The following is a 24,898-nucleotide window of genomic DNA, read 5'->3' as shown; positions in this document are numbered from 1 at the left end:
GGCCCAATCGAACTTACAGCACCTGATCCAGTGCCCGCCTCAACCGGGAAATGGTGCCATCCACATCATAGAGCTTGTCCAAACCGAACAGGCCCAGCCGGAAGGTGCTAAAGCCTGCGGGCTCATCACACTGCAACGGAACGCCTGCTGCGATCTGCATTCCCAGCGCGGCGAATTTCTTGCCATTCTGGATTTCGGGGTCGGAGGTATAGCTTACGACGACGCCCGGCGCTCCGAACCCTTCGGCAGCCACCGAAACCACGCCCTTGTCCTTCAGCATCGCGCGAACACCGTTGCCTAGCGCCCATTGCGCCTCGCGCAGCTTTTCAAAGCCGTAGTCCTTGGTTTCCAACATCGTATCGCGAAACGCGCGCAGGGCATCCGTCGGCATCGTAGCGTGATAGGCATGACCGCCGTTCTCATACGCCTGCATGATCTGGCGCCATTTCTTCAGATCAATGGCAAAACTGTCCGAAGTCGTTTCGTCCAGCCGGGCCCCGGCCTGCTCGGACAACATGACCAGCCCGGCACAGGGCGATGCGCTCCACCCCTTTTGCGGGGCCGAGATCAGGACGTCGACGCCTGTCTCCTTCATATCCACCCAGACGCAGCCCGAGGCGATGCAATCCAGCACCATCAACGCGCCGACCTCGTGCGCGGCGGAAGCCATGGCGGTGATGTAGTCGTCTGGCAGGATCACACCGGCAGCGGTTTCAACATGCGGCGCAAACACGATGCCCGGACGCTGTTCCCGAATGGTCGCCACGACCTCTTCAATCGGTGCAGGTGCAAATGGCGATGGATTTGAGTTGCCTGTTTGCCTGGCCTTCATCACGGTACTTGATGCCGCCAGACCTCCGGTTTCAAAAATCTGGCTCCACCGATACGAAAACCAGCCATTCCGAACCACCAGCACATCGGCACCGCGTGCAAACTGGCGTGCGACTGCTTCCATCCCGTATGTCCCGCCACCCGGTATCACCGCGACCCCGTCGGCATTGTAGACCTCGCCCAGCAAGGACGAGATATCCCGCATTACCTGCTGAAAGGCCGCGGACATATGATTGAGCGAGCGATCGGTGAAGACGACCGAGAATTCCTCGAGGCCGTCAGGGTCAACGGTTTCAAGCAGTGCAGGCATGTTTTGTCCTTTCTGACTGGTCCCGGAATTTCTGAACGTGACAGCCGGGTTGGTAAAGCGCAAAATTCAATTCAAGTGACGCAAGGTCAAGTGCCTCTAGACCAGTCAACTCACTAAAAATGAGTAGTCAAGGCATTGAGAAATGGCGCCAAACAGCATTACGGCACCTTTACACTCCTGCGTGTTTCTGAACAGATATGCACACTCGTAACAAGAACGACGGAGGTCGCGTGACGGTTCAAAAACGGATAAGTTTCCAGGTCATACGTGACGAGGTGAAACGGCGTATCGAAAGCCGTGTCTGGCCTCAGGGTTCACTGTTGCCAACGGAAACGCAACTGGCCGAAGAATTCAATTGCGCCAGAGCCACCGTAAACCGCGCGCTCCGCGAACTTGCAGATCAGGGTTTTGTCGAGCGTAAGCGAAAAAGCGGCACCAGGGTAAAGAAAGAACCCTCCAAACAAGCCAAGCTTGAGATTTCGCTGACTCGACAGATGATCGAAGATCAGAACTCGGAATATCGGTATTGCTTGGTTGAACGTAACGTGATCCTCAGCCCTGCGTGGCTGGCGGCGCAACTTGGCGTGGCATCCGACACCCGCATCCTGCACGTCGTCTGCATGCATTACGCTGACAATCGCCCCTATCAACTGGAAGAACGCTGGATCAATATCGAGGTTCTACCCGACGTCGAGCAGGCGGATTTGAGCGAATCCGGCCCGCATGAATGGCTGTTGAGCGCGGCGCCCTTCACTGATGCGGATGTGGCATTCTGCGCCATCTCGGCCGATGGAAGGCTGGCGGAGTTTTTGGGGACAACGACGGGCGCGCCGATGATCCAACTGGAGCGCACCACCCGGCTTACCGGACAGCCCGTGACGTTTGCCCGCATGACCCACCAACCCGGTTTTTGCGTCAGAACCAGTTACTGAACTGCTTCAGCCGATGGGCCCCGGAAGACGCTCCTCGCTTAGCAGAACATTTGCTTCGACATCACCGGCGCCGGGCAAAGTCATGATCCGTCGCCGCAAAACACGCTCGAAATCGGAAAGGTCCCGGGCAACGACTCGCAGACGATAATCATAGAGCCCAAGAACATGCTCGACGGTTTGCACCTCGGGGATGGCACTGACGGCGCGCTCGAAATCCTCTAGGCTGATCTGCCCTTTCCGCGCCAGTTTCACGCCCAGAAAGACGGTTACGCCAAATCCCAGCGCCTCAGCATTCAAACGCAAACGACGCCCTTTGATGACACCTGCATCCTCCAGACGCCGAATACGCCGCCATGTCGCTGGCTGTGACAGTCCGAACTTGCGTCCCAGCGCGCCTGCGCTTTGCGTAGCGTCTTGCGCCAGCGCGCGCAAAAGCTGTCTGTCAACATCGTCCAGTTCGATCATACCGGCAGAACCTCATCACGTTTCACCCGCGCGATATGCATCAGCGCCTCGATATCCGCGATGTGCGGCAAGGGCAGGATTCGGTCGCGATACAGCTTTTGATAGTGGGACATATCACGTGCCAGAACCGATAAACGAACGTCCACCCGGCCCAGAAACGTCTGAATCTCGATCACCTCGGGCACCTGACGCGCCCCGGCAATGAATTCATCAAAGGCGCGCGGTTGTGTTTTGTCCAGCGTCACACGCAACGATACCTCAACGGCATAGCCTAGGGCTGTCCAGTCGATGACCGCCTCCTGACCTTCGATGATTCCTGCGGATTGCATCTTTTCGATCCGGCGCCAGCACACGCCTTGAGAGATCCTGCAACGTTCAGCCAGTTCAGCGGTTGACAGGCTGGGTTCGGCCTGAAAATGACGCAGGATACGCCGGTCAGTATCGTCCAGCATGATTTTTTCGACTTTTTCCAGTATTGCGAATTATTCTTTCGATCATTCCTGAATACTCGATCCCATCGCCCTCGCCAATACTGTTTCAGCCCGATAAAAGCACGGCAACCAAAACTGAAAGGACCGGCGAAATGCGCGTCTATTACGATCGCGATTGCGACATCAACCTGATCAAAGACAAAAAAGTGGCCATCCTGGGTTACGGCAGCCAGGGCCACGCCCACGCGCTGAACCTGCGCGATTCGGGCGCGAAGAACCTTGTCGTCGCTCTGCGCGAGGGTTCCGCATCGGCCAAGAAGGCCGAAGCCGAAGGTCTGGAAGTCATGGGTATCGCCGAAGCGGCGGCTTGGTGCGACGTCATCATGTTCACCATGCCCGACGAACTGCAGGCCGAAACCTACAAGAAATACGTCCACGACAACATCAAGCCGGGCGCTGCCATCGCATTCGCACACGGCCTGAACGTGCATTTCGGCCTGATCGAGCCGAAAGAAGGCGTCGACGTCATCATGATGGCCCCCAAAGGCCCCGGCCACACCGTTCGCGGCGAATATGTCAAAGGCGGCGGCGTGCCCTGCCTGGTTGCCGTGGACAAGGACGCGACCGGCAAGGCGCTGGAAATCGGTCTGTCCTACTGCTCGGCCATTGGTGGCGGACGCTCGGGCATCATCGAGACCAACTTCCGCGAAGAATGCGAAACCGACCTGTTCGGCGAGCAAGCCGTTCTGTGCGGCGGTATCGTCGAACTGATCCGCTGCGGTTTCGAGACTCTGGTCGAGGCAGGCTATGCACCTGAAATGGCCTATTTCGAGTGCCTGCACGAAACCAAGCTGATCGTTGACCTGATCTATGAAGGCGGCATCGCGAACATGGATTACTCGATCTCGAACACTGCCGAGTACGGCCAGTACGTAACCGGCCCGCGCATCCTGCCCTATGAGCAGACCAAGAAGGCGATGAAAGAGACCCTGTCGGACATCCAGACCGGCAAGTTCGTACGTGACTTCATGCTTGAGAACGCTGTTGGTCAACCGACCATCAAAGCGGCCCGTCGTCACAATGACGAGCATCAGATCGAACAGGTTGGCAAGAAACTGCGCGACATGATGCCGTGGATTTCGGCTGGCAAGCTGGTTGATCAGGAAAAGAACTGATCAACAGATGCCGCAGCATCTGCAAAGGCGCCCAAATCGGGCGCCTTTTTTTTCGCATCAATCAGTAGCGACCGATTTCGATCTTCTTTTTCTCAAGGGTCTTGCCGTCAGCAGACACCGCCTTGACGACTGCAAAATAGAGGTTGTTCCTGCCGCCCGAGCATGGTGGCAGATAACCTGCGGATTCATATTGACCCGTGCCGCGTGCAGCCGAAATCACCTTGGCCTTGCCCGGCAGACTGCCCTTCAGTCCGGGCACCGAATACAACTCAGCGGAACTTCCTTTGACAGGGTATCCGATTACCCCGTGACCGCCGTTTTTTGAAAGCGGGCGATAGCTACGGTCGTTGTATTCGACATAGACCCAGGCCGTACCATTTGGCAGCCCGCTCACTTGCATCGGCGGAGTTGCCCCCTTGCCCCCGAACAATGTGCATTGCTGCCCTTTCGGTACGCGCTTGCCGTCCCATCCGCCCTGCAACGCAACGGACATGTCTGCCATTGCGGCGCTGGCACCAAGCGTCAAAGCAGCGGTCGCCAGGGTTCTTTTCACGAATTTCTGCACAAAAAAGTCTCCACAACATATTATAATTGCGCCATTTATCCTTTGTGTATTTCCAAATGACAAGGCATGTTCCCACACGAACATCGCGTCCTTCCCGCTATATAGCCGCAAGTATTTTTTGACCGGACAACGCATGACCGACACCCCACAGATCACGCTGAAAAGCTGGGCCATGATCGCGGCCCTGGGCTTTGTTTGGGGCGGCACTTTTCTTGTCATCGAGCTTGCATTGGAAAACATGACACCATTCTGGCTGGCCGCCTATCGGATCGGGTTTGGTGCCCTGCTGAGCACGGTGCTGTGGCAGACCATGGGCGGGCGGTTGCTGGCCGCTCCGCCGGATCGGGACTGCCTGATTTCTCTGATCATCATCGGGCTGCTGTCCTCGGCCGTGCCATTTTCCCTGATTTCCTGGGGCCAGCAATATGTCACCTCGGGCTTTACCGGTGTTTCAATGGCCTCCATAGCCCTGATGATCGTTCCGATGGCGCATTTTTTTGTGCCAGGCGAAAGGATGAGCCTGCGACGGGCGGTCGGATTCGGCATTGGCTTTGCGGGCGTGGCGTTGCTGATCGGATCGCAAGCGTTTGAAAGCTCTGGCTCGGCGCGCGAATTGCCGGGACGGCTGGCCTGCCTATCCGCCGCTGCCTGCTATGCGATCGGATCCATTCTGATGCGCCGACTTCCTCCGGTAGATCCGATCGGGCTGTCCACCGTCTTGCTGTTGATCGGAGCGGTTGCAATTGTGCCAATGGCATGGATTGCGGAAGGACCGCCCACCCTGCCCGACAGACGTACATTTCTTTTGGTGGCGTTTCTCGGCATGGTGCCGACTGCGGCAGCGAACATTCTGCGCGTGACAGTCGTGCGCACGGCCGGACCGGTTTTCATGAGCCTGACAAACTATCAGGTTCCGGTCTGGGCGGTGATTTTGGGCGCGGTGTTTCTGGGCGAACCGCTGCCGCCGACGCTGTTGTGGGCGTTGCTGCTTATTCTGGCCGGGCTTGTTCTCAGTCAGTTCGGCGCTTTGCGCAGACTGTTCACACGGTCCTAGACGGAGACGGCGCTGGAAACAGCCTCCACAACGAAATCCACCGTGCGCTCCAGCAAAGCCTCGTCTTCGCACTCTGCCATCACTCGAATCAGCGGCTCGGTGCCGGATTTGCGGATCAACAGCCGTCCCTTTCCGTTCAGCGCCCCTTCGGCCTCGGCGATGGCGTTCTGAACCTTCGGCAGGTCCAGCGGCGCCAGACCCTCGCCAAAACGCACGTTCTTCAACAGCTGCGGCACTGGTTCGAACTGGCGCGCCAGTTCCGAGGCCGACCGGCCCGACAGGACCATTTCAGCCAGAAAATGAAGTCCCGCCATCAAACCGTCGCCGGTGGTTGCATAATCGCTCATCACGATATGGCCCGATTGTTCACCGCCAAGGTTGAAACCACCTTCTCTCATCCGCTCAACGACATACCGGTCGCCGACTGCCGTGCGCTCAAGGCGCAGGTTTTGCGATTGCAGATGCCGTTCAAGGCCGAGGTTCGACATGACCGTTGCAACCAGCGCATCGCCTTTCAACTGACCGGATGAAGCCCAGCGTGACGCCAGCAGGGCCATCAACTGATCACCATCAGCAACGTTGCCCTGTTCGTCGATCACCACGACCCGGTCCGCGTCTCCGTCAAGGCAGATACCTACATCCGCCCCATGGGCGACCACTGTTTCCGAGGCCACCTGCGGCTGGGTGGATCCGCAGCCGAGGTTGATGTTCTTGCCGTTGGGGGCAATTCCAACCGGTATGACGTCGGCGCCGAGTTCCCACAGGACCTCGGGCGCGGTTCGGTGCGCCGCGCCATTCGCGCAGTCGATCACCACCTTAAGCCCATCCAGCCGCAAATCGCGCGGCAGTGAGGATTTGACCCGTTCACCATAGCGGAACCGGGCATCATCCACCCGTCGGGCGCGACCGATGTTGTGAGCTTGTGCAGCGTTTACACCTTCGTCGATCAGCTTTTCGATCTCGATCTCGGCCTGATCCGACAGCTTGAAACCATCGGGACCAAAGAACTTGATGCCGTTGTCGTCTGCAGGGTTATGACTGGCCGAGATCATGACCCCAAGATCCGCCCGCATCGACCGGGTCATAAGACCGACCGCCGGGGTCGGCACCGGACCCAGCAAAAGCACGTTCATTCCGGTCGACGTCAGACCCGCCGTCAGAGCATTCTCGAACATATAGCCGGACAGACGGGTATCCTTGCCGATCACCACCCGGTGCACGCCCGAGGAATCCCTGCGGAAATACCGCCCGACCGCCGCGCCGATGCGCAAGGCCATTTCGGCGGTCATCGGATGGGTATTTGCGGTGCCCCGCACCCCGTCGGTTCCGAACAGCTTGCGCATCAGTTGTGTCTCCAATGGTCCTTTGACGAGACAGACCTACCGGACGGCGGCCCACAGGCGCAAGGCCTGAGCCGTCTCAGCAACATCATGCACCCGAATGATCTGCACACCCTGCGCCAGCCCTGCCAACGCCACAGCAATCGAACCCGGCGCGCGGGCGTCCTTGCGCGGTTCGTTCCCAATCCGGCCGATGAAACCCTTGCGCGACACACCTAATAGAAGAACGCACCCCAACCCGTGAAAAAGGCTCAGATTTTTGAGAAGTGTCAGATTGTGTTCCTCGGTCTTTCCAAAACCGATACCCGGATCGACGACGATCTTCCGCCGGTCCAACCCCAAGCCTTCCAGATGCTTCACGCGGCTTTCAAGAAAGTCATACACATCCAGCAGAACATCATCGTATTGCGGATCATCCTGCATGGTCGCGGGGTCGCCTTGAATATGCATGGCACATACGGGCATCTGCGCGGCAGCGCAAAAAGGGGCAAGGTCCGGATCAAAGGTAAATCCGGTTACGTCATTGACCAAACCGGCACCTGCGGCACACGCGGCCTTGGCCACCTCTGCCTTGCGGGTGTCGATGGAAATCAGCGCATCGGTTGCATCCCGAATGGCCTTGACCAACGGTTCGGTCCGCGAAATTTCTTCGTCTTCGGGCACAAAATTCGCACCGGGCCGTGTAGATTCCCCCCCGATATCCAGAATTGTTGCGCCATGAGAAACCATTTCCGCAGCCGCAGCCCGCGCAGAATCTACCGAGTTGTGCCTACCGCCATCCGAAAAGCTGTCCGGTGTGGCGTTAAGAATGCCCATGATGTGTGGCTGGTTCATACCGAGCCCGGCGATCGGCGCACGCGGGCTGGTCAGGCGTTCAAGCACTTCGGAGGAAATATCTGAAACCGCAACGACTTCTGATCCGGCATTGCGGCCTAACATCTCGACATGGGTGAACCACAAGTCCTGCCCGGCCAGCGAAACAGCCTCAGCAGGACGCACACGCCCATTTTGCACCAGCGGACGGTAGTACCGGGTCACAGTTGACTTTGCTCCACCGGAACCGCCCGCAAGGGAACGCTTGGCTTGTCCGGCAGCTCACCACCGATCACCAGCATTTCGCTGGCCTCGAACGTGGCCGCGAACCATGCCGCCAGCGCCACGGCATCAGATGGCTTGGCCGAAGGTCCGTCCACCGCATCCAGCACGATTTTCGACGGGGCCCAGACGCAGATCTGTCCGTTCTTCATCGCCCAGTCCAGTTCGGTCCGGGTGGAAACGACCACACAGCGATGATCCCGGGCGGCCAGAACCCATGCGTTCTGTTCGATGGCCAATAGATCGATCCGCCGTTGTGTCATTGCGTGACCGGTCTGAGAAACCAGCAACTCGGCAGCACCAACGCACAGGATCAGGGGCCGTTTCCGGCTTTCCAGCTGATCAATCCAGACAGAGAGGTTTTCGGATGCAATGGCCTCATTCGCCAGAAACACCAGCCGCGGGTGTGGGCGCTCTTCCTCGGTGACGTCGTGGTGGACCGCATCCTTGCCGCGCACGATCTCGACCCCCAGCGCGCCCGGGCCGCGGTCCAGTTTTTCGATGCGAACAAAGGCACGTACCGCCTGCGGTTCAAGCAGGATACGTTCGGCCACACGCTCGGCCAGAGTTTCCAGCAGGTTCAGACGCTCTGCCGCAAGCTCAAAGGCGATCGCCTCGGTCACACGGTCGTAGGACAGGATACGATCGACGTCGTCGTCAATCGGGTCTGTCAGCGGCTTTACTTCGACCACGATGTTAAAGCAAATGCGCTGGGTGGTGCCCCGCTCGGCCTGAAAGGCGCCGATCTCGACCTCGACAATGTGGTCACGCAACGAGATGCGGTCCAGCGGGCCAAGGGGCGCGGTCGCCTCGGACCGTTCCGAGGGGTGCGCAAAGGCAAGACGGATTTCAGAACTCATGGTTTTTCGGCCTTTTCGGGCTCTGCAGACAGGTCTGCACAAATTATACGTTGCGCGGGCCTATAGCACCCACGCAAACGCCATACCAGCGCTTGAATGCGGCGTCAGGTAACGCGGAACCAACTCATCATACCCGAAGCGGCATGACCCAGCATATGACAATGCAACAGCCAGTCGCCCGGGTTATCCGCCACCAACACGATCTGCCGGGTCTCGCCTCGGTCCACCAGTACGGTGTCACGCCACGGCCCTAATATGCCGTCCGCCGAAACCAAACGAAAGTGATGGCCGTGCAAGTGCATGGCGTGGGGGAACATGGTTTCATTGACAAAATCGATCCGGTGCACAGTACCTCTGGCTGCATCCAGAAACGGTTCTTCGGGACGCTCGGCATGACCATTCAACGCCCAGAACCGTCCAAGATCGGCCAGTTCACGGCCTGACAATTCAACCTCGCCAATGCGGGCCTTTTCCAGCCAACGCATAGCGCCGCCCTGCAGAACCATCCGGTGCTGTTGTGCATTATTCACATCAACGACGTCTGGCATACTGTTGGCAGGGAAAGGTTTTATGCCCGCCCTGACGCTCCGAAAATGTTGACCGGAAACATCGAACCGGGTCAGACCGAAACTGCCATCCCGCTCAATACTCACAAGATTGGCGGCGCTGCCGACCTCTGCCGTTACATCCACAATTAGGTCCGCGCGTTGAGCAGGCGCTAACGGAAACGCGCCGGTGATTGCCTGCGGTTCCGCCAAAGGCATCCCGTCCACGGCCGCAATCCATCCCTTCAGCCCTTGCACTCCAATTTCGAATATCCGTGCGTTTGCCGCGTTGATGATCCGCAATCTCAGCCGTTCGTTGCGTTTGACCGGATAGGCCGGGTCAAAACGCCCGTTCACCGTGACGATATTGCCCAGCCGACCCGCATGGCTCAGGTCATGCCCGTTGTCGAAATTACTTGCGACCTGAACGGTGTCGGGATCGATACGCCAGTCATCCAGCATAAGGGTCATATCCCGATCAATGTCGGGCGGGCTGAGCTCATCAATAATCAGCGGGCCATAAAGCCCACGCGCCACCTGCTCCATCGACCGGTTATGGGAGTGATACCAATATGTTCCGGCATCCTGTGCAACGAAATCGTAGTCAAAATGATCCCCCGGCTTCACGACGTCCTGTGTCAGGCCGGGTACGCCGTCCATGGCGTTTTTGATGCGAATTCCGTGCCAATGCACGGCGGTTGGCTGCGGCAGGCTGTTGATCAACTGGCGCTGAACACGTGCGCCCTGTGCCACACGGATCTCCGGCCCCGGTGCGCTGCCTTCATATCCCCAAATCCGCGTCGTACCATAACCGTCAGGCGCGATCTGTTGATCCGCCTCGCGCGCCTCCAGAGTCCGTAAGGACGCCCGCGCAGTCGCCGGAACCAACGAAATCGCGGTTGCAGTCTGAAGGAATTGTCTTCGGTTAAAACGCATTGCGGGCCTCCTGGCCCGCAATATAGGGTTCAGATTTTCTCGCGCCATAAAGGTTCCAGCGCAGGTGCGTCAATCAGTTGCTGCTCGCCGTACGATAGTTGTGGCGGTAAAAGATATGCACACCGATCCGAGCCGTTTCCTTGTAGACACGCGACCATGAAGGACGAACCGCCTTCGTATGGTAGTGGGTTGCGCCATCGGTCAGACCAACGGACACCCCATCAATCGCGGCTCGCGCAACCTTGGAAACACGCTCATACGCCTGCTTTTCAGAGATGATTTCCTTGTGCCCATCACAGGTATAAGTGAACTGACACTGGTACTTGCGGCCGGTTCCCTGCTTGATCACGCCGCAAAGCGAATTGGGAAAGCGGCTGCTTTCAACGCGGTTCAGTATGACTTCGGCAACCGCAAACTGACCTTTGACGCTCTCGCCGCGGGCTTCAAAGTACAGGGCCTCGGCCAGGCACTTCCAGTTTTCGTCACCTGACGCTTTCGGACGCTCGTCCAACCAGTTCTTAGTATAGCTTACCTGAACCGGTTCGACCTTGTCCTTAGATTTGAAAACAGACAGATAATCCCGGAACTTTTGCCCGGGCATATCGCTCCGGTCATTCCTGGAAACAACTTCGATCGATTCTGATCTTGCGGACTCCCTCTCGGCGAAGGATACGTTCGGCAAAACAATTGCCATCGAAATGGCAGCAGCAACAACATAGCGTAGCATTCAGAAAACCTCGCACAGGCACTAACGCGCCATACCCTCCCCCGGCGGGCGCGACGAGGCTTCTACCCCAGACGATGCGAGACGTCCAGATCACAAAAAATTGCAAGAGGAAATTCGCCCGCAAGGTCAAAAACTTTAACCACAGGTCCATCCCAAACCCACTAATCCTTGGGGCCTTGCGCTGTGTCAACCCCCAAGTTTGGACGAAATCGCCAGTTGAGCGGAAGCCAGCCGAGCGACCGGAACTCGGAACGGTGAACACGACACATAGTCAAAGCCCAAGGCCCTGCAAATCGCGATTGATTCGGGGTTACCACCATGTTCACCACAAACCGAAAGCGTAACATCCGGCTGCGCCGCCCTTCCCCGCTCGGCCCCCAGTTTCAGCAATTCGCCGACACCGTCGTGATCCAAAACATGGAACGGATCCTCCACAAACACCCCCTGTCGCACATAGGCCGACATGAACCGCCCTGCGTCATCGCGCGACAGGCCATAGGTCATTTGTGTCAGGTCGTTGGTGCCGAAACTCAAAAACGCTGTGTTGGGCGCGATTTCATCAGCCCGTAGGCAGGCCCGCGGTGTTTCCACCATCACACCAAGGCGGTAATCGAAATCCTGCCCCTGTTCGGATGCCACCGAGGCGGCCACTGTATCAATGCGGGCTTTGACCAGCTCAACCTCGCGTTTGGCCGAAACCAATGGGATCATGACCTCGGGCACCACTGCTGCGCCGTTTTTGCTGGCCTCGACGGTCGCTTCAAAGATCGCGCGGGCCTGCATGTCGTAGATTTCCGGCAGGGTGACGCCCAGCCGAACCCCGCGCAGACCCAGCATGGGGTTGTATTCGCGCATGGCCTCGACACGTCGCTCGACATCCGAAACCGGCAAATCAAGCGCTTCGGCCAGTTCTCTCTGCCCGGTGCGGGTTGTCGGCAGGAACTCGTGCAGTGGCGGATCAAACAAGCGGATACAAACCGGCTGCCCTTCCATGATACGGAACAGCTGCACAAAATCCTCGCGCTGCATCGGCAACAGGCGTTCCAGCACTGCCGCCCGCCCGGATGAGGTTTGCGCAAAAATCATCTCGCGCATCACCGTCAGGCGGCCCGGGTCAAAGAACATATGTTCGGTCCGGCACAACCCGATGCCCTGCGCGTCAAAGTTCCGTGCCGTTTGCGCGTCGGCAGGCGTGTCCGCGTTGGCCCTGATGCCGATGTCGCGTTCGGCATCGGCCCACCCCATCAGCGTCTGAAAACAATCATCAAGCGCGGCTTCCAACATCTCGGGCTGACCAGCCAGAACCTGGCCAGAACTACCGTCGATGGTCAGAACATCTCCGGTTTTGAACACGCGCCCATCCGGAGCGGTCAGTATTTTTTTCTTGGTCTGAAACCGCATCTCGGATGCGCCGACAATGCAGGGCAATCCCAGACCGCGCCCGATCACGGCGGCATGACTGGTCATCCCGCCCTTTTCGGTCAAAACGGCGACGGCGGCATGCATGCCCCGCACATCCTCGGGCGAGGTTTCGCGCCGCACCAGAATGCAGGGCTCGCCCCGTGCCGCGCTGGCCTGTGCCTCGGCTGCAGTGAACACGATTTTCCCCGTTGCTGCGCCGGGGCTGGCGGCGATCCCGGTGGTCAGAACATCGCGTTCCGTTTCAGGGTGTACCTGACGGTGCAACAATTCGTTCAAAGAATGCGGGTCGACGCGCATCACCGCCTCCTGCGGTGTGATGATACCATCCTCGGCCAGCCGGACGGCGATGCGCATAGCGGCGCGGGCGCTGCGCTGTACCCGGACACCATCGAGGATATGGACGTGACCGCTTTCGATCACAAATTCCACCTGCATTTCCTCGCGCAGCTTCACACGCATTAACGCGGCATGGGATTTGAGATCCGCAAAGGCGTCGGGCGCCACATCTTCAAGCGCGGTTCCGCGCGGGTCCTTTTCCAGATACAGCGCCGATACGCCTTCGCCCAGCGCGTCGCGCCCCTGGCTCTGGCTCAGATACCGCCCCGTGATCTGGGGCATTCCGGTGACCGGATCGACAAGCTGCAATACGCCCGAACCGCATTCGCCTTGCCCGACACCCGGGATCATCTCTTGCACGACCAGCCCAAGCCCGGCATCTGCCGGTGCGCCCTTGGCCTGCCGCAGCAGGCGAGCCGAGGTCCCCTCCCACGCGCGGGCCATGGATCGCAACACGGCGCTTAACTGCTCGCCGCGATCCTGCGGAAAGGCTTCGTCCGTCTCATCCTCATAGGCGCGCAGCGACTGGCGCAGCCCTTCGCGGCCATCGGCCTCGATGTCGTCAAACACATCCGCATCCAGCCGCGCCACGTGGATGGCATAGCTTTGCACGAACCGCAGATACAACGCCGCCGCCGCCTCGACTCCCATCCGATCCGACAGATCAACATAGCGCGCATCGTTCATGCCGATATTCAGAACGGCCCCCGGCCCGCCCCAGTCCGGATCTTCCGAGCTGGGCCGCACGCACAGCAGCGCCGTGGGATCGAACTGCTCCAGAATGGCGGCGATGTCGGGCATCTGGCCTTCGGCGATATGATGCACCGAGTCAAAGGACAGCGCGACGGTGCGCGGTACCGGCAGGTCAAGCCGGACCAGACGTTGCAGGCATTTCGCGCGGCCGCCATGGGTGTTGGCGGCAACGGGCGCGGTGGATGTGATAAGCGTGGTATGCGGATTATTCTGCACTGCGGCACCTTTTGGTTTCAACGCAGCATAAGGGCCTGCGCGAGTGGCGCAAGGGCGATGTCGGGCGCGCGTTGCCGCGCGCCGCAGTGATCAACCTTCGATTCTGGTCAGGTCCGCAACGCTGGAGCAGACCTGCCTGATCTGGCTCAGCAGGTTCAGGCGGTTGCGACGCAGGATGTCGTTGTCGGTATTGACCTGTACATCCTCAAAGAACGCATCGATGGGTCCGCGCAGCGCGGCCATGGCGGACATGGCGGTCGGGAAATCCTCGGCTTTCAACGCCGGGCCGATCTTGCCCTGCGCAGCCTCAAGCCCGGCAAACAGCGCCTTTTCGCTGTCGGTTTCCGCAAATTTGAGGTCCGCGCCATAAGAATATTCCACCCCATCCTTCTCTTCGGCTTGGGTCAGAATATTGTTGGCGCGCTTAAAGCCCTGCACAAGGTTCTCGCCATCTTCGGTCGCGATCACCGCATTCAGAGCGCGGGCGCGTTTGACCAGCAGGTTGAGGTCATCATTGCCCTCCATCGCGATACAGGCGTCGATGATATCGTGACGGATGCCCTCGTCGCGGAGGAAGACCTTGAGACGGTCGTGGAAGAAGGAGAGGAGGTCATCGCGCATTGGTACGAACTCTCCGCGCCAATCGATTCCACTTCTTTGACTGACCCAAACTTCCGCTATTTCGTTTATGGCTTCGAGAACAACAGATTCCCTAGCACTTGGGCCTGCTGCAATTGCAGCTTTCACTAATCCAACTTTGTCCTCAGCTGTTGCTCCGATGAACTCCCTTATTTCCTCGGAAACTTCTTGGCCACGTTCGAAGTCTTGCCACATCTCATTGGCAATGGCTTTTTTCAACTCTGCATATCTAGGCTGTCGAACTTCTTCGAAACCGTTTTCGATTTGATCTGTTAAAGAGAGACTGAAACCATTCTCCAACACCAACCGAATTACCCCCAACGCCGCGCGGCGCAGAGCAAACGGGTCTTTCGAGCCGGTCGGCTTCTCATCAATCGCCCAGAACCCGGTCAGCGTGTCCAGCTTGTCGGCCAGCGCCACGGTCACCGACAGCGGCGCGGTAGGTACGTCATCTGACGGACCCAGCGGCGAGTAGTGCTCCTGCGCCACGGCGGCCACAGCAGCATCCTCGCCAGCAGCTTCGATGTAGTAGCGGCCCATAAGCCCCTGAAGTTCGGGGAATTCATAGACCATCTCGGAATTCAGATCGGCCTTGGCCAGACGCGCGGCTTTCTCGGCGTCACCAGCATCCGCTCCGGTCACCGGGGCCAGTTCGCGGGCAAGTGCTGCGATACGCTCGATCCGTTCGGCCTGTGTGCCCAGCTTGTTGTGGAAGGTCACATTCTCCAGCGCGCGGGTCCACTGGCTCATATCCGATTTGGCGACGCGCAGGTCGTTCTCCCAGAAGAACTTGGCATCCGCCAGACGGGCCGACAGCACCTTTTGGTTCCCTGCCAGAATGGTTGCGCCGTTGTCGGCGGTCTCACGGTTGGCGACGGTAATGAACCGTTCAATCCGGCCGGTTTTGGGATTGCGGACCGAAAAGAACTTCTGATGTTCTTTCATCGAGGTTTGCAGCACCTCGGGCGGCAGTTCCAGAAACTCGTCGTCAATCTGCCCCATCAGCACGACGGGCCACTCCACCAGCCCTGCAACTTCGGCCAGCAGGCCCTTGTCATCGACCACTTCCAGACCGGCAGCAAACGCCATGTTCTGCGCGTCGTTCCAAATATGTTCGGCACGTTCCTGCGGTGACAGCACCACAAAGGCGCGTTTCAGCTTGGCGGCGTAATCTTCGAAAGAGGTGACCGAGAACCGGCCCGGCGCCATGAAACGGTGACCTTCGGTCGTGTCGCCGGATTTGATCCCTTCGACCTCCAGCGGCACCACTTGCGCGCCGGTTTCATCGGTCAGGATGCACAGGATCGAATGCAGCGGGCGCACCCAGCGCATGTTGCCGCTGCCCCAGCGCATGGATTTGGGCCAGGGGAAATTCCGGATCGTCGCCTCAAGCACTTCGGCCACGATCTCAGCCGCCGGACGACCGGCTTTCTCGATGGTGGCGAAATACACCGCGCCTTTGGGTGTCTCGCGTTCTTCCAGCTGATCGCGGGTCAGTCCCGCGCCGCGCAGGAACCCTTCGATGGCCTTGTCCGGCGCGCCCACTTTCGGCCCCTTGCGTTCCTCGCGGATGGTGGGGCTTTGGGCTAGCAACCCCTCGACCGCCAGCGTCAGACGGCGCGGCGTGGTCAGGGAAGCGGCGTTGGCATAGGTCAAACCGGCCTCGACCAGGCCATCGGTGATCCGCTTTTTCAGGTCTTCACCAGCGCGGGTCTGCATGCGCGCGGGGATTTCCTCGGAAAACAGTTCGATCAGCAGGTCGGGCATAGTCGGTCCTTAGAAATTGACGATCGTCTGGATGACGATGGCATTGGCGATATCCACAAAGAATGCGGATACAAGGGGCAGCACGATAAAGGCAATAGGCGACGGGCCATATTGCTTGGTCACGGCGGTCATATTGGCGATAGCGGTCGGCGTCGCGCCCAGCGAAAACCCGGCAAAGCCCGAGGCCAGAACCGCCGACATATAGCGGCGCCCCATGATTACGAAGAGGCCAAAAATCACGAACGCCACCGTAAAGAGCGTCTGCGCCGTCATGATTGCGACGATGGCCAGCCCGTGACCCGCGATTGTCCACAGCTGAAGGCTCATCAGTGACATTGCCAGAAACGCGCCCAGCGAGAACTCGGATATCAGGCCCAGCGCCGGTGTCCGGGATATGGGATGCAGATGCGGGAAAAGCGCGGCGCGCAGGTTGGCGACAAGGATGGCCATGATCAGGCAGGGCACGAACAGCGGCAGGTTGATCCCCGCCGCCAGAACCGCCTGATGCGCGCCATAGCCCAGCATGATCGCGAGGTTCAGGTACAACAGCACCCGCATGATCGACCGGTGATCGATGTCGTTGGGCCGAAATTCGTCCTCGGCCACGCCGATCGTCAGTTCTTCGTTCGGCCGCGATGGAGTCAGGTCATGCTTTTCGACAAGATATTTCGCGACCGGGCCGCCAACCAGAGCCGCCAGAACCAGACCCAGCGTCGCGACGGCAACCCCCAGTTCCAGTGCGCCATTCAGGCCGGTGGCCTCGGCCACCTGCGGTGCCCATGCGATTGCGGTGCCGTGCCCCCCGATCAACGAGGCCGAGCCGAACAGTACCCCGGCCTGCGCCGGAAACCCAAAAATCACGGCCCCAGTCACACCGATGACGTTCTGAAGGATCATACTGGCAAGCGTCAGGATCAGCAGCAGAAACAGGGGTTTTCCGCCCGCAATCAGGTCAGAGAACCTAGCATTCAGACCGATACCTGCAAAGAACAGAACCAGTAAAAAGTCGCGGGGTTCCAGCGAGAATTCAAACTCGATCCCAGCCGACAAATACAGGATCAGGAAAGCCAGCGATGCCAGCAGTCCGCCTGTCACCGGTTCCGGGATATTATAGCGCCTCAGCGCTTCGACCCGGTCGTTGATCTCCGACCCGGCAAGGTAAACGGCGAACCCCAACGTGACCGTGATGAAGGCGGGTATCGCTATAGGTTCGGCCAGCATGGTTACTGTCCTTCAGGCCGCGGCGGGCATTCCTCGCCAACGACGGTGCCGTCATAGGCCTTTTGCCCGCAATTGTTCAAAGCGTGCCACATAAAGCCCTGCCCGTCTGCGGTCACAGCAACGATGCGATCAACGCCGAAATGCACGTTCTTGATGCCGATGAACGCCCGCGCCTGCCCCGCCTCCAGCGCTCCGGCAAGCGTTACCGCGTCATAGCAGTCGAACCAACCGGGGGCCGTCAAAGGCTCGGGGCCTTCCGCCGGTTCGAAACCAGCTGACAACTCATCCAGACCCAGATCGGTTTCAAAACACGCCCTGTAGCGGATCGGAGAGCTGTCGGCGTCGATGGCCCGGAACCCGTCGTAGGGGATCGGAATGGAATCCCCTTCTGCCTGCGATACCAGAACAACATCCTGCCCGGGACGGGCCTGAACGTCGTAATAGAAACCATAGACCTGCAGATAATACATGCCTGCACCTGCGATCACGGCGCAAACGATGAGAATGATGGCCAGTAGTTTTCCTGTCATACCTTTGCCTTCTTGCTCATGCTGCCTCTTTCAAGATCGTCGAAAATAGGACAGGTTCAAAAGCGTAGCGGGTTGAAGTGAGGCGCATTGAATGGATACGACCCTTGCCGTCGGTTTTTTCGGCGCACTGTTTGCGATCATGAACCCGTTCACCAACCTGCCCGTTTTTCTTAGCGTCACTGATGGGCTTACGGTTTCTGACCAACGTAAAGTCGCTGTGAAAACAGCTGTTTACTGCATCATTCTTGGTGGCGCCTTTGCGGCCGTCGGCAATCAGGCCCTTGGCCTTTTCGGGATCAGCGTGGACGATCTGCGCGTGGCGGGTGGCCTTGTGGTCCTGATGATCGGGCTGAACATGCTGAACGGCGCCGAAAGCAGTTCGCACCACGGGACCGAAAGTGAAAAACGATCCTATCCGTCGCCGGAAACCGTTGCCTTCTATCCCTTGGCCTTTCCCATTCTCGTCGGTCCGGGCTCGATCACGACCCTTATCCTTTATGCGCATCATGTGTCCGGCGCAGGTGAGGCGATTGTCTATGCGGGCGTCTTTCTGGCCGTTGTCTTCCTGCTGCTTGTGACATTCTGGAACGCTTCGGCGCTGGCCCAGCGGCTGTCGGAAAACGCGCGTGTGATCATGAGCCGCTTCATGGGCATGATTCTGTCGGCCATCGCCATCAGCATGATCGCAGATGGCCTCAAGGCGCTGCTTCCGGGTCTCGCCTGAATGGGCCATCAGGCTGCGTGCCCGGCGGCCTCGGTCAGGACAAACGCATCCGCACATTGCTTGGCCAAGGCGCGAACACGTCCGATATAGGCCTGCCGTTCCGTCACCGAGATGACCCCGCGTGCGTCCAGCAGGTTAAAGATGTGGCTGGCCTTGATGCATTGATCGTAAGCAGGGTGCGCCATGATGATGCGCTTGCCAGTTTTAGGATCGGTATGCTCCTGCGCCAGAATGGCCGCACACTCGGCTTCGGCTTCCTCGAAATGACGCAACAGAACCTCGGTATTGGCCACGTCGAAATTCCAGCGGGCGTATTCCTCTTCGGTCTGCTTGAAGATGTCGCCATAACTCAGCGGGCTGGGCGATTGCGGATCGTTGAAAGGCATGTCCATCACGTGGTCAATGCCCAGAACGTACATGGCCAGACGCTCCAGCCCATAGGTCAGCTCGCCCGAAACCGGCGCGCAGTCATGGCCGCCGACCTGCTGGAAATAGGTGAACTGGCTGACTTCCATCCCGTCGCACCAGACTTCCCAACCAAGGCCCCATGCCCCCAGCGTCGGGCTTTCCCAGTCATCTTCGACGAAGCGGATGTCATGCAGGTTCATGTCGATGCCGATCGCTTGAAGCGAGCCCAGATACAGTTCCTGCAGATCCGGCGGGCTGGGTTTGATCAGCACCTGATACTGGTAATAATGCTGCAACCGGTTCGGGTTTTCACCATAGCGGCCATCCGTCGGGCGGCGCGAGGGCTGCACATAGGCCGCGGCCCAAGCCTTGGAACCCAACGCGCGCAGCGTAGTTGCGGGGTGGAACGTCCCTGCCCCGACCTCCATGTCATAGGGCTGCAGGATGGCACATCCTTTCGAGGCCCAGTAATTCTGAAGCCGCAGGATAATCTCCTGAAAAGAACGTGGTGCGCTGGACGTATCGGTCATGACATTCCCTTTGGGTGCGGATCGGCCCGGTTCCGGTCGGTTGCGCCCTTCCTATGCAAGGGGCCAAAGGGCGTCAACGGCCCAATGGCATATGCTGTCACTGCGCCGCCACACCGTATTTTCCCCTTATCCAGAGCATGGCGTTTTTAAAAGATTCCTGCTTATGGTGCGGCAAAGAACGATACAATCCGGAACACTGGACCAAAGATGACACGAGTATTATCGGCTATTATTTTCATTTTCCTGTTTGGCTTGCCTGCTGCATTTGCTCAGCAGGGTCAGGATAACGGCGTCTGGGTTCAGGTCGAAGCCCAGCCAACACTGCGCGAGGCGCAGGAACGGGCGCAGGGTTACGCAAATGCGCTGCCTGATGTGAACGGGTTTCGTCTGGCCAGCGGCTGGTACGCCATCGTCATCGGACCTTATCTGCGGCCAGATGCCGAGCAGGTGCTGCGCGTCTATCGGGCCGAACGTCAGATCCCGTCAGACAGTTTCATCACCTTCTCGGGCTCGCTTGGACAGCAATTCTGGCCGATCGGGGCAAATATTCTGGACCGCGGTGTCGTCACCGCCCCGGTTCAACCAGACCCGCAGACCGAACAGCCCCAAACGGCTTTGACCACCGAACCCACAGACGAAACCCGGTCACAGGCCCTGCGCAAGGAACGGCTGCTGACGGCGCAGGAACGCAAGAACCTGCAGATCGCATTGCAGGCGGCGGGTTTTTACAATTCGACCATCGACGGCGCGTTCGGCTCCGGCACACGTCGTTCGATGGAATCCTGGCAGCGGTTCAACGGGTTTGAACCCACCGGTGTTCTGACGACCAAGCAACGCAAGGTGCTGATGGACGAATACAACCAGCCACTCATCAGTGTCGGGATGGAGCGCTATATCGACCCCACCGCCGGTATCGAACTGGACCTGCCCATGGGTGCAATCCACTTCGACCGGTACGAGGCGCCCTTTGCCCACTTCACCAGCAAATCGGATCTGGGTGCAAGCGCCCTGCTGATCAGTCAGGAAGGCAGCAAATCCACGCTTCGCGCCCTTTACGAGGTGATGCAGTCGCTTGAGATCGTTCCGCTGGATGGTCCGCGTGAACGCAAAAGCGACTGGTTCCGGATCGAAGGGCGCGGCAACGGGATCGTGTCCTACACCGAAGCGGCACTGAAAGACGGAAAGATCAAGGGCTTTACCCTGATCTGGCCCGAGGGCGACGAGGCCCGCCGCGCCCGTGTTCTGGCGGCGATGAAGGCCAGCCTTACCCGTACCGACGGCGTGCTGGATGCCAGCGCCGGCGCGGATGCGGATCAGGCGATCGACCTGATGGCCGGGCTGAAAATCCGCAAGCCCCGCCTGTCCCGGTCGGGTTTCTTTGCCGATGGCACCGGTACCGTGTTGACCGTGGCCGAAGTCACGCAAACCTGTTCGCGGATCACCCTGGACGACAATCAGGCGGTGCAGGTCGCGTGGAGCGACGCCGATCTCGGCATTGCCGTGTTGCGCCCCGGACAAGCCCTTGCACCGATGTCGGTTGCAGAGTTCAGCCCCTCCCGCCCCCGGATCTCCGCCGAGGTTGCCGTGTCCGGCTTTTCATATGAAGGCGCACTTGGTGCACCGACTCTGACCTATGGGCAGGTGTCGGATGTTCGCGGACTGAATGGTGAGGACAGCATAAATCGTCTGGACCTGACCGCACTGGCCGGTGACGCGGGCGGCCCGGTGTTCGACGCCAACGGTTCGGTCGTGGGCATGTTGCTGCCTGCTGCTGATACCGGCCGCACCCTTCCCGAAAATGTCAGCCTTGCTGCCAGCACAACCGCTTTGACGGGAATTCTGGAAAAGGCCGGGGTGAGAGGGCAAACCGCCGAAAACGGGGCGCAGATTTCACCAAACGAGCTGAGCCGCCGCGCCACTGGTATGACGGTACTTGTGCACTGTTGGGAATGACCCTGCCCTGAGGCAGCAAACAAACGAAGCGGCGCCGGGACATGATCCCGGCGCCGTTATTTTTGGTGATTAAAGAATATCAGGCGTCAAGCGGATAAGGGTCGGCCCCGATGCGTCGAACGCCGCGCGCACGACATGCTGCATCTCTTCCAACGATTTTGGCTGGGCAGAGGCCGCACCGAATGCTTCGGCCAGCTTGCAGAAATCCGGGTTGCGGGCGATGACCGCATTGGGCGCGATCTGACCGCGTACCATGCTGTCCTCGATTTCCTTGAGCTTGCCGTTGTCCCAAAGGATGATCGGCAAAGACAAGCCCAGCTCGACCGCGACCCCAAGCTCCTGCATCGTGTAGTGAAACCCATAATCGCCGGCAATGACTGCCGTAGGCTTGCCTCGGCGGGCCACTGCCCCACCGATCCCGGCAGGCAGCCCGTATCCCAGCGTGCCGAAACCGGTCGGATGATGCCAGAGGTAGGGGTAATGCATGTCCCAGATTTCCTTGGCGACATAGGCGAACTGGGTCATGTCCGAATAGATCATCGCCTCGGCTGGAATGGCCGCGCGCAGGGCGTCAGCCACAGGCACGATGCCCGGACGATCCGCGTCCACCTCGGCCCGCCATCTGGCGCGTGCCTCGGCAACCTCTTCATGGGTCCAACCCGTTGCGGGTTTGGCATCCTCGGTCACCTCCCACAAGGTACGGGCAAAGCTTTTACCGTCGGCCTGCAGCTTGACCAGCGCGCGCTGACCGTCGGCCAGAACCTCAGGGTCCAGATCGACACGGATCAGGTTTGCCGTATGGCCCAGTTCATCGCGCCACAGATCGACCTCACCCAGTTCCGCGCCAACCGTGACCACCAGATCCGCAGAGGCGATGATGTCCGCACTGCCCGGGCGGGGCAGCATCGAACCGAAATCCAGAGCATAGCCCGTTCCGACCATGCCGCGCCCAGCATAAGTGGTGAAGCAGGCCGCCCCTAACTGGTTCAGTATCTGCCGCCACAGGTTCGACCGCGCGCCGCCGCCGAGAATGAACAACGGCCTGCGCGCTACATTCAGCAGGGACAGCACAGAGCCGATATCCGGTTTCAGTGCCTTGGTGCGCAACGCGGCCTGATTGGGAAACGGTGCCGGGTCGGCTTCGGCTTCAAGCTGGGCGATCGGTACCTGAATATGCTTGGGGCGCGGGCGCTTCAGCTCGAACTCTTCAAACGCGCGCTCGATCAGCCCATAAGCCGCCTGCGCCGAGTCTGCCTGATGCGACCAGTCGCAAACCGTATCGGCCGCAGCGCGCTGATCCTTCATTTGGTGCAATTGCCCGCGCCGTGCCTGTGTTTCATCCAGACACGACGACAGAACCAGCATCGGCACCGAGTCGCTATAGGCCTGCCCCATCGGTGTCATGATGTTGCACAGGCCCGGCCCGGTGATCACATAGGCCACCCCCGGTTTTCCGGTTGCCCGGGCATAACCGTCAGCCATGAATCCAGCCCCCTGTTCGTGCCGCGCAAGAACATGGGTGATACCCGCCTCTTCGATGCCGCGATACATTTCCTGATTGTGGACACCGGGAATGCCGAAAATGGTATCGACGCCCCGATCCCTGAGCATGTGGGAAATTTGCGCGCCAAGGGGTCTTTTCATCAGCCTCTCCAGAATTGAACGGTAAAGATTGCGTAAACGGCCAGCAGTTCAAGCCGACCGATCAACATGCCAGCGGTCAGCAACCACTTGGCGGTATCGCTGAGCCCGGCAAAATTTCCGGTCGGACCGATCTGATTGCCAAGACCGGGACCTACATTCGCCAGCGCCGTCGCTGCCCCGGAAACCGAAGTTATGTAATCCAGACCGGTCAGCGCCAGCGCCCACGACAAAACGCCCATGGTTACGACGAAGAACATGAAAAAGCTCATGACCGAGGTCAGAACATCCTGCCCCACCGGACGGCCATCATAACGCGGCATGAACACACCATGGGGCGAGCGGATTCGGCTGATCTGGGTTTTGATCGACGCAAACAGTAGCTGATATCGGAAAATCTTGATCGAACAGGCCGTCGAACCAGCGCACCCCCCAATCAGGCCGATCAAGAAAAAGACCATGACCGGAAAGCTGCCCCAGGTCATGTAATCGGCGCTGGCATACCCGGTTCCCGAGATGATGGAGGTGATGTTGAACAGAGACTCGCGAAACGCCTGTTCCCAGTCCTGAGTGACCGTGGACGCCAGAAACACGGCCATGATCACGACCAGAACGAACACCGTGATCATGAAGCCCCGGATCTGACTGTCCTGCCACATCGGTGTGGTGTTGCCGTTCACGAACTGCACATAGCGGACAAAGGGAAGGGCCGCGAGGATCATAAAGACTGCGGCGGCATATTCCGCAGGCCCCGAAAACGCCCCAAAGGATGCGTCATAGTTCGAGAACCCGCCGGTCGCGATCGTGGTCATAGCGTGAACCGCCGCATCAAAAAAGGTCATGCCCATACCGGCGTAGACAAGACCACAAACGACGGTGAGAAACACATAGATCAGCGAAATTTGCCCGGCGATCTCCTGCGCGCGCGGCAGGATTTTCCCCATGGTTTCAAAACCTTCCGAGCGAAAAATCTGCATCCCACCCACACGCAGCTCGGGCAGGAACACCATGGCCACGACAATGATCCCGATCCCGCCCAGCCATTGCAGGACACCGCGCCACAGCAACAGCCCGCGCGGCAGAGTGTCGAGACCGGACAACACGGTGGAACCCGTGGTTGTCAGTCCCGACATCGCCTCAAAGAACGCATCGACAAATCTCAGTTCGGTTTCGCCAAACACAAAGGGTATCGCGCCGAAAAACGGCAGCGCCACCCAGACACCGGTTGTCAGCAGAAAGGTCTGGCGGATCGTCAGACCTTCGCCAACACCGTTGGAACAGCTCAGCGCCAGCACGCTGCCGGTCAATATCGTAATGACTGCGCTTTCCAGAAAGACATGCCACTCGCCCCGGCCCTCGGCCAGGTCTGCCAGCATCGGCAAAAGCATGGTCACCCCAAGAAGGGCGACCAGCAGACCAATTACATATCCGACCGGACGCAGATCCATCATGAGGCGCAGCGTTGGCGCGCCTGACCGACCGTGTCAAGCCG

Annotated in this window: 21 protein-coding genes; 5 read left to right on the top strand and 16 right to left on the bottom strand. The window is 59.2% G+C overall.

Annotated features, from left to right (window positions below):
* Positions 1-13: 13 nt before the first annotated feature.
* On the bottom strand, positions 14-1,141 hold the full coding sequence (locus tag ACR0D6_RS06255) for an aminotransferase class V-fold PLP-dependent enzyme (RefSeq protein WP_480764871.1): 1,128 nt from the start codon (positions 1,139-1,141) through the stop codon (positions 14-16).
* 230 nt (positions 1,142-1,371) lie between these two features.
* On the opposite strand from ACR0D6_RS06255, the gene ACR0D6_RS06250 reads away from it, so the two are divergent.
* A complete protein-coding gene (locus ACR0D6_RS06250; RefSeq protein ID WP_170651718.1) occupies positions 1,372-2,073 on the top strand; it encodes a GntR family transcriptional regulator in 702 nt (233 codons plus the stop codon).
* A 6-nt stretch (positions 2,074-2,079) separates the two neighbouring features.
* On the opposite strand, the gene ACR0D6_RS06245 is transcribed toward ACR0D6_RS06250, so the two are convergent.
* On the bottom strand, positions 2,080-2,538 hold the full coding sequence (locus ACR0D6_RS06245) for an Lrp/AsnC family transcriptional regulator (protein ID WP_170651717.1): 459 nt from the start codon (positions 2,536-2,538) through the stop codon (positions 2,080-2,082).
* A complete protein-coding gene (locus tag ACR0D6_RS06240; RefSeq protein WP_170651716.1) occupies positions 2,535-2,990 on the bottom strand; it encodes an Lrp/AsnC family transcriptional regulator in 456 nt (151 codons plus the stop codon). Before ACR0D6_RS06240 ends, ACR0D6_RS06245 begins: the two co-directional genes overlap by 4 nt.
* A 131-nt stretch (positions 2,991-3,121) precedes the next feature.
* Between ACR0D6_RS06240 and ilvC the strand changes: the two genes are divergently transcribed.
* Entirely contained in the window at positions 3,122-4,144 is a 1,023-nt protein-coding gene (gene ilvC / locus ACR0D6_RS06235; RefSeq protein ID WP_170651715.1) for a ketol-acid reductoisomerase, read from the top strand.
* A 61-nt stretch (positions 4,145-4,205) separates the two neighbouring features.
* Here the strand turns inward: ilvC and ACR0D6_RS06230 are convergent, their stop codons facing one another.
* On the bottom strand, positions 4,206-4,697 hold the full coding sequence (locus tag ACR0D6_RS06230) for a hypothetical protein (protein WP_480764870.1): 492 nt from the start codon (positions 4,695-4,697) through the stop codon (positions 4,206-4,208).
* 145 nt (positions 4,698-4,842) lie between these two features.
* Between ACR0D6_RS06230 and ACR0D6_RS06225 the strand changes: the two genes are divergently transcribed.
* Positions 4,843-5,763, top strand: coding sequence for a DMT family transporter (locus ACR0D6_RS06225; protein ID WP_480764869.1), 921 nt, complete (start codon positions 4,843-4,845; stop codon positions 5,761-5,763).
* Here ACR0D6_RS06225 and glmM read toward each other — a convergent pair.
* The 9 genes from glmM to ACR0D6_RS06180 all read right to left on the bottom strand — a co-directional run bounded on the left by glmM (position 5,760) and on the right by ACR0D6_RS06180 (position 18,150).
* On the bottom strand, positions 5,760-7,106 hold the full coding sequence (glmM, locus tag ACR0D6_RS06220; protein WP_480449992.1) for a phosphoglucosamine mutase: 1,347 nt from the start codon (positions 7,104-7,106) through the stop codon (positions 5,760-5,762). The genes ACR0D6_RS06225 and glmM overlap by 4 nt on opposite strands.
* Positions 7,107-7,142: 36 nt before the next feature.
* Complete coding sequence (gene folP, locus ACR0D6_RS06215) at positions 7,143-8,141, bottom strand: dihydropteroate synthase (protein WP_480764868.1); 999 nt, start codon at positions 8,139-8,141, stop codon at positions 7,143-7,145.
* Positions 8,138-9,058 carry a dihydroneopterin aldolase gene (locus tag ACR0D6_RS06210; RefSeq protein ID WP_480764867.1) on the bottom strand — a complete coding sequence of 307 codons (921 nt, stop codon included), beginning with the start codon at positions 9,056-9,058 and terminating at the stop codon, positions 8,138-8,140. The genes folP and ACR0D6_RS06210 overlap by 4 nt, the downstream gene beginning before the upstream one ends.
* A 104-nt stretch (positions 9,059-9,162) precedes the next feature.
* Entirely contained in the window at positions 9,163-10,539 is a 1,377-nt protein-coding gene (locus tag ACR0D6_RS06205; protein WP_480764866.1) for a multicopper oxidase family protein, read from the bottom strand.
* A gap of 73 nt (positions 10,540-10,612) precedes the next feature.
* Positions 10,613-11,266, bottom strand: a complete 654-nt coding sequence (locus ACR0D6_RS06200) for a cell wall hydrolase (protein WP_480764865.1) — start codon at positions 11,264-11,266, stop codon at positions 10,613-10,615.
* Positions 11,267-11,452: 186 nt separating this feature from the next.
* Complete coding sequence (locus ACR0D6_RS06195; protein WP_480764864.1) at positions 11,453-14,014, bottom strand: putative PEP-binding protein; 2,562 nt, start codon at positions 14,012-14,014, stop codon at positions 11,453-11,455.
* A 69-nt stretch (positions 14,015-14,083) separates the two neighbouring features.
* A complete protein-coding gene (gene glyS, locus ACR0D6_RS06190) occupies positions 14,084-16,399 on the bottom strand; it encodes a glycine--tRNA ligase subunit beta (RefSeq protein WP_480764863.1) in 2,316 nt (771 codons plus the stop codon).
* Between the two features lie 9 nt (positions 16,400-16,408).
* Positions 16,409-17,620: a sodium/glutamate symporter gene (gene gltS, locus ACR0D6_RS06185; RefSeq protein ID WP_480764862.1), complete on the bottom strand. Its 1,212-nt coding sequence runs from the start codon at positions 17,618-17,620 to the stop codon at positions 16,409-16,411.
* Positions 17,621-17,622: 2 nt separating this feature from the next.
* On the bottom strand, positions 17,623-18,150 hold the full coding sequence (locus tag ACR0D6_RS06180) for a DUF6446 family protein (RefSeq protein WP_480449999.1): 528 nt from the start codon (positions 18,148-18,150) through the stop codon (positions 17,623-17,625).
* A 91-nt stretch (positions 18,151-18,241) separates the two neighbouring features.
* Here ACR0D6_RS06180 and ACR0D6_RS06175 point away from each other — a divergent pair, with 91 nt between their 5' ends.
* Positions 18,242-18,874, top strand: coding sequence for a MarC family protein (locus ACR0D6_RS06175; RefSeq protein ID WP_480450000.1), 633 nt, complete (start codon positions 18,242-18,244; stop codon positions 18,872-18,874).
* A gap of 8 nt (positions 18,875-18,882) precedes the next feature.
* Here the strand turns inward: ACR0D6_RS06175 and ACR0D6_RS06170 are convergent, their stop codons facing one another.
* The gene (locus ACR0D6_RS06170) at positions 18,883-19,812 is read right to left on the bottom strand and encodes a glycine--tRNA ligase subunit alpha (protein ID WP_170651703.1); all 930 of its coding nucleotides are present in this window, start codon (positions 19,810-19,812) and stop codon (positions 18,883-18,885) included.
* Between the two features lie 207 nt (positions 19,813-20,019).
* On the opposite strand from ACR0D6_RS06170, the gene ACR0D6_RS06165 reads away from it, so the two are divergent.
* Complete coding sequence (locus ACR0D6_RS06165) at positions 20,020-21,765, top strand: serine protease (protein WP_480764861.1); 1,746 nt, start codon at positions 20,020-20,022, stop codon at positions 21,763-21,765.
* 69 nt (positions 21,766-21,834) lie between these two features.
* Here ACR0D6_RS06165 and ACR0D6_RS06160 read toward each other — a convergent pair whose 3' ends face one another.
* On the bottom strand, positions 21,835-23,409 hold the full coding sequence (locus tag ACR0D6_RS06160) for a thiamine pyrophosphate-binding protein (RefSeq protein ID WP_480764860.1): 1,575 nt from the start codon (positions 23,407-23,409) through the stop codon (positions 21,835-21,837).
* Positions 23,409-24,857, bottom strand: coding sequence for a TrkH family potassium uptake protein (locus ACR0D6_RS06155; protein WP_170651700.1), 1,449 nt, complete (start codon positions 24,855-24,857; stop codon positions 23,409-23,411). The genes ACR0D6_RS06160 and ACR0D6_RS06155 overlap by 1 nt, the downstream gene beginning before the upstream one ends.
* Positions 24,858-24,898 lie beyond the last annotated feature (41 nt).

It is taken from the genome of Ruegeria sp. BJ6 (assembly GCF_056537885.1).
The sequence above is the reverse complement of the archived record's forward strand: the minus strand, read 5'-3'. Positions and strand labels throughout refer to the sequence as shown.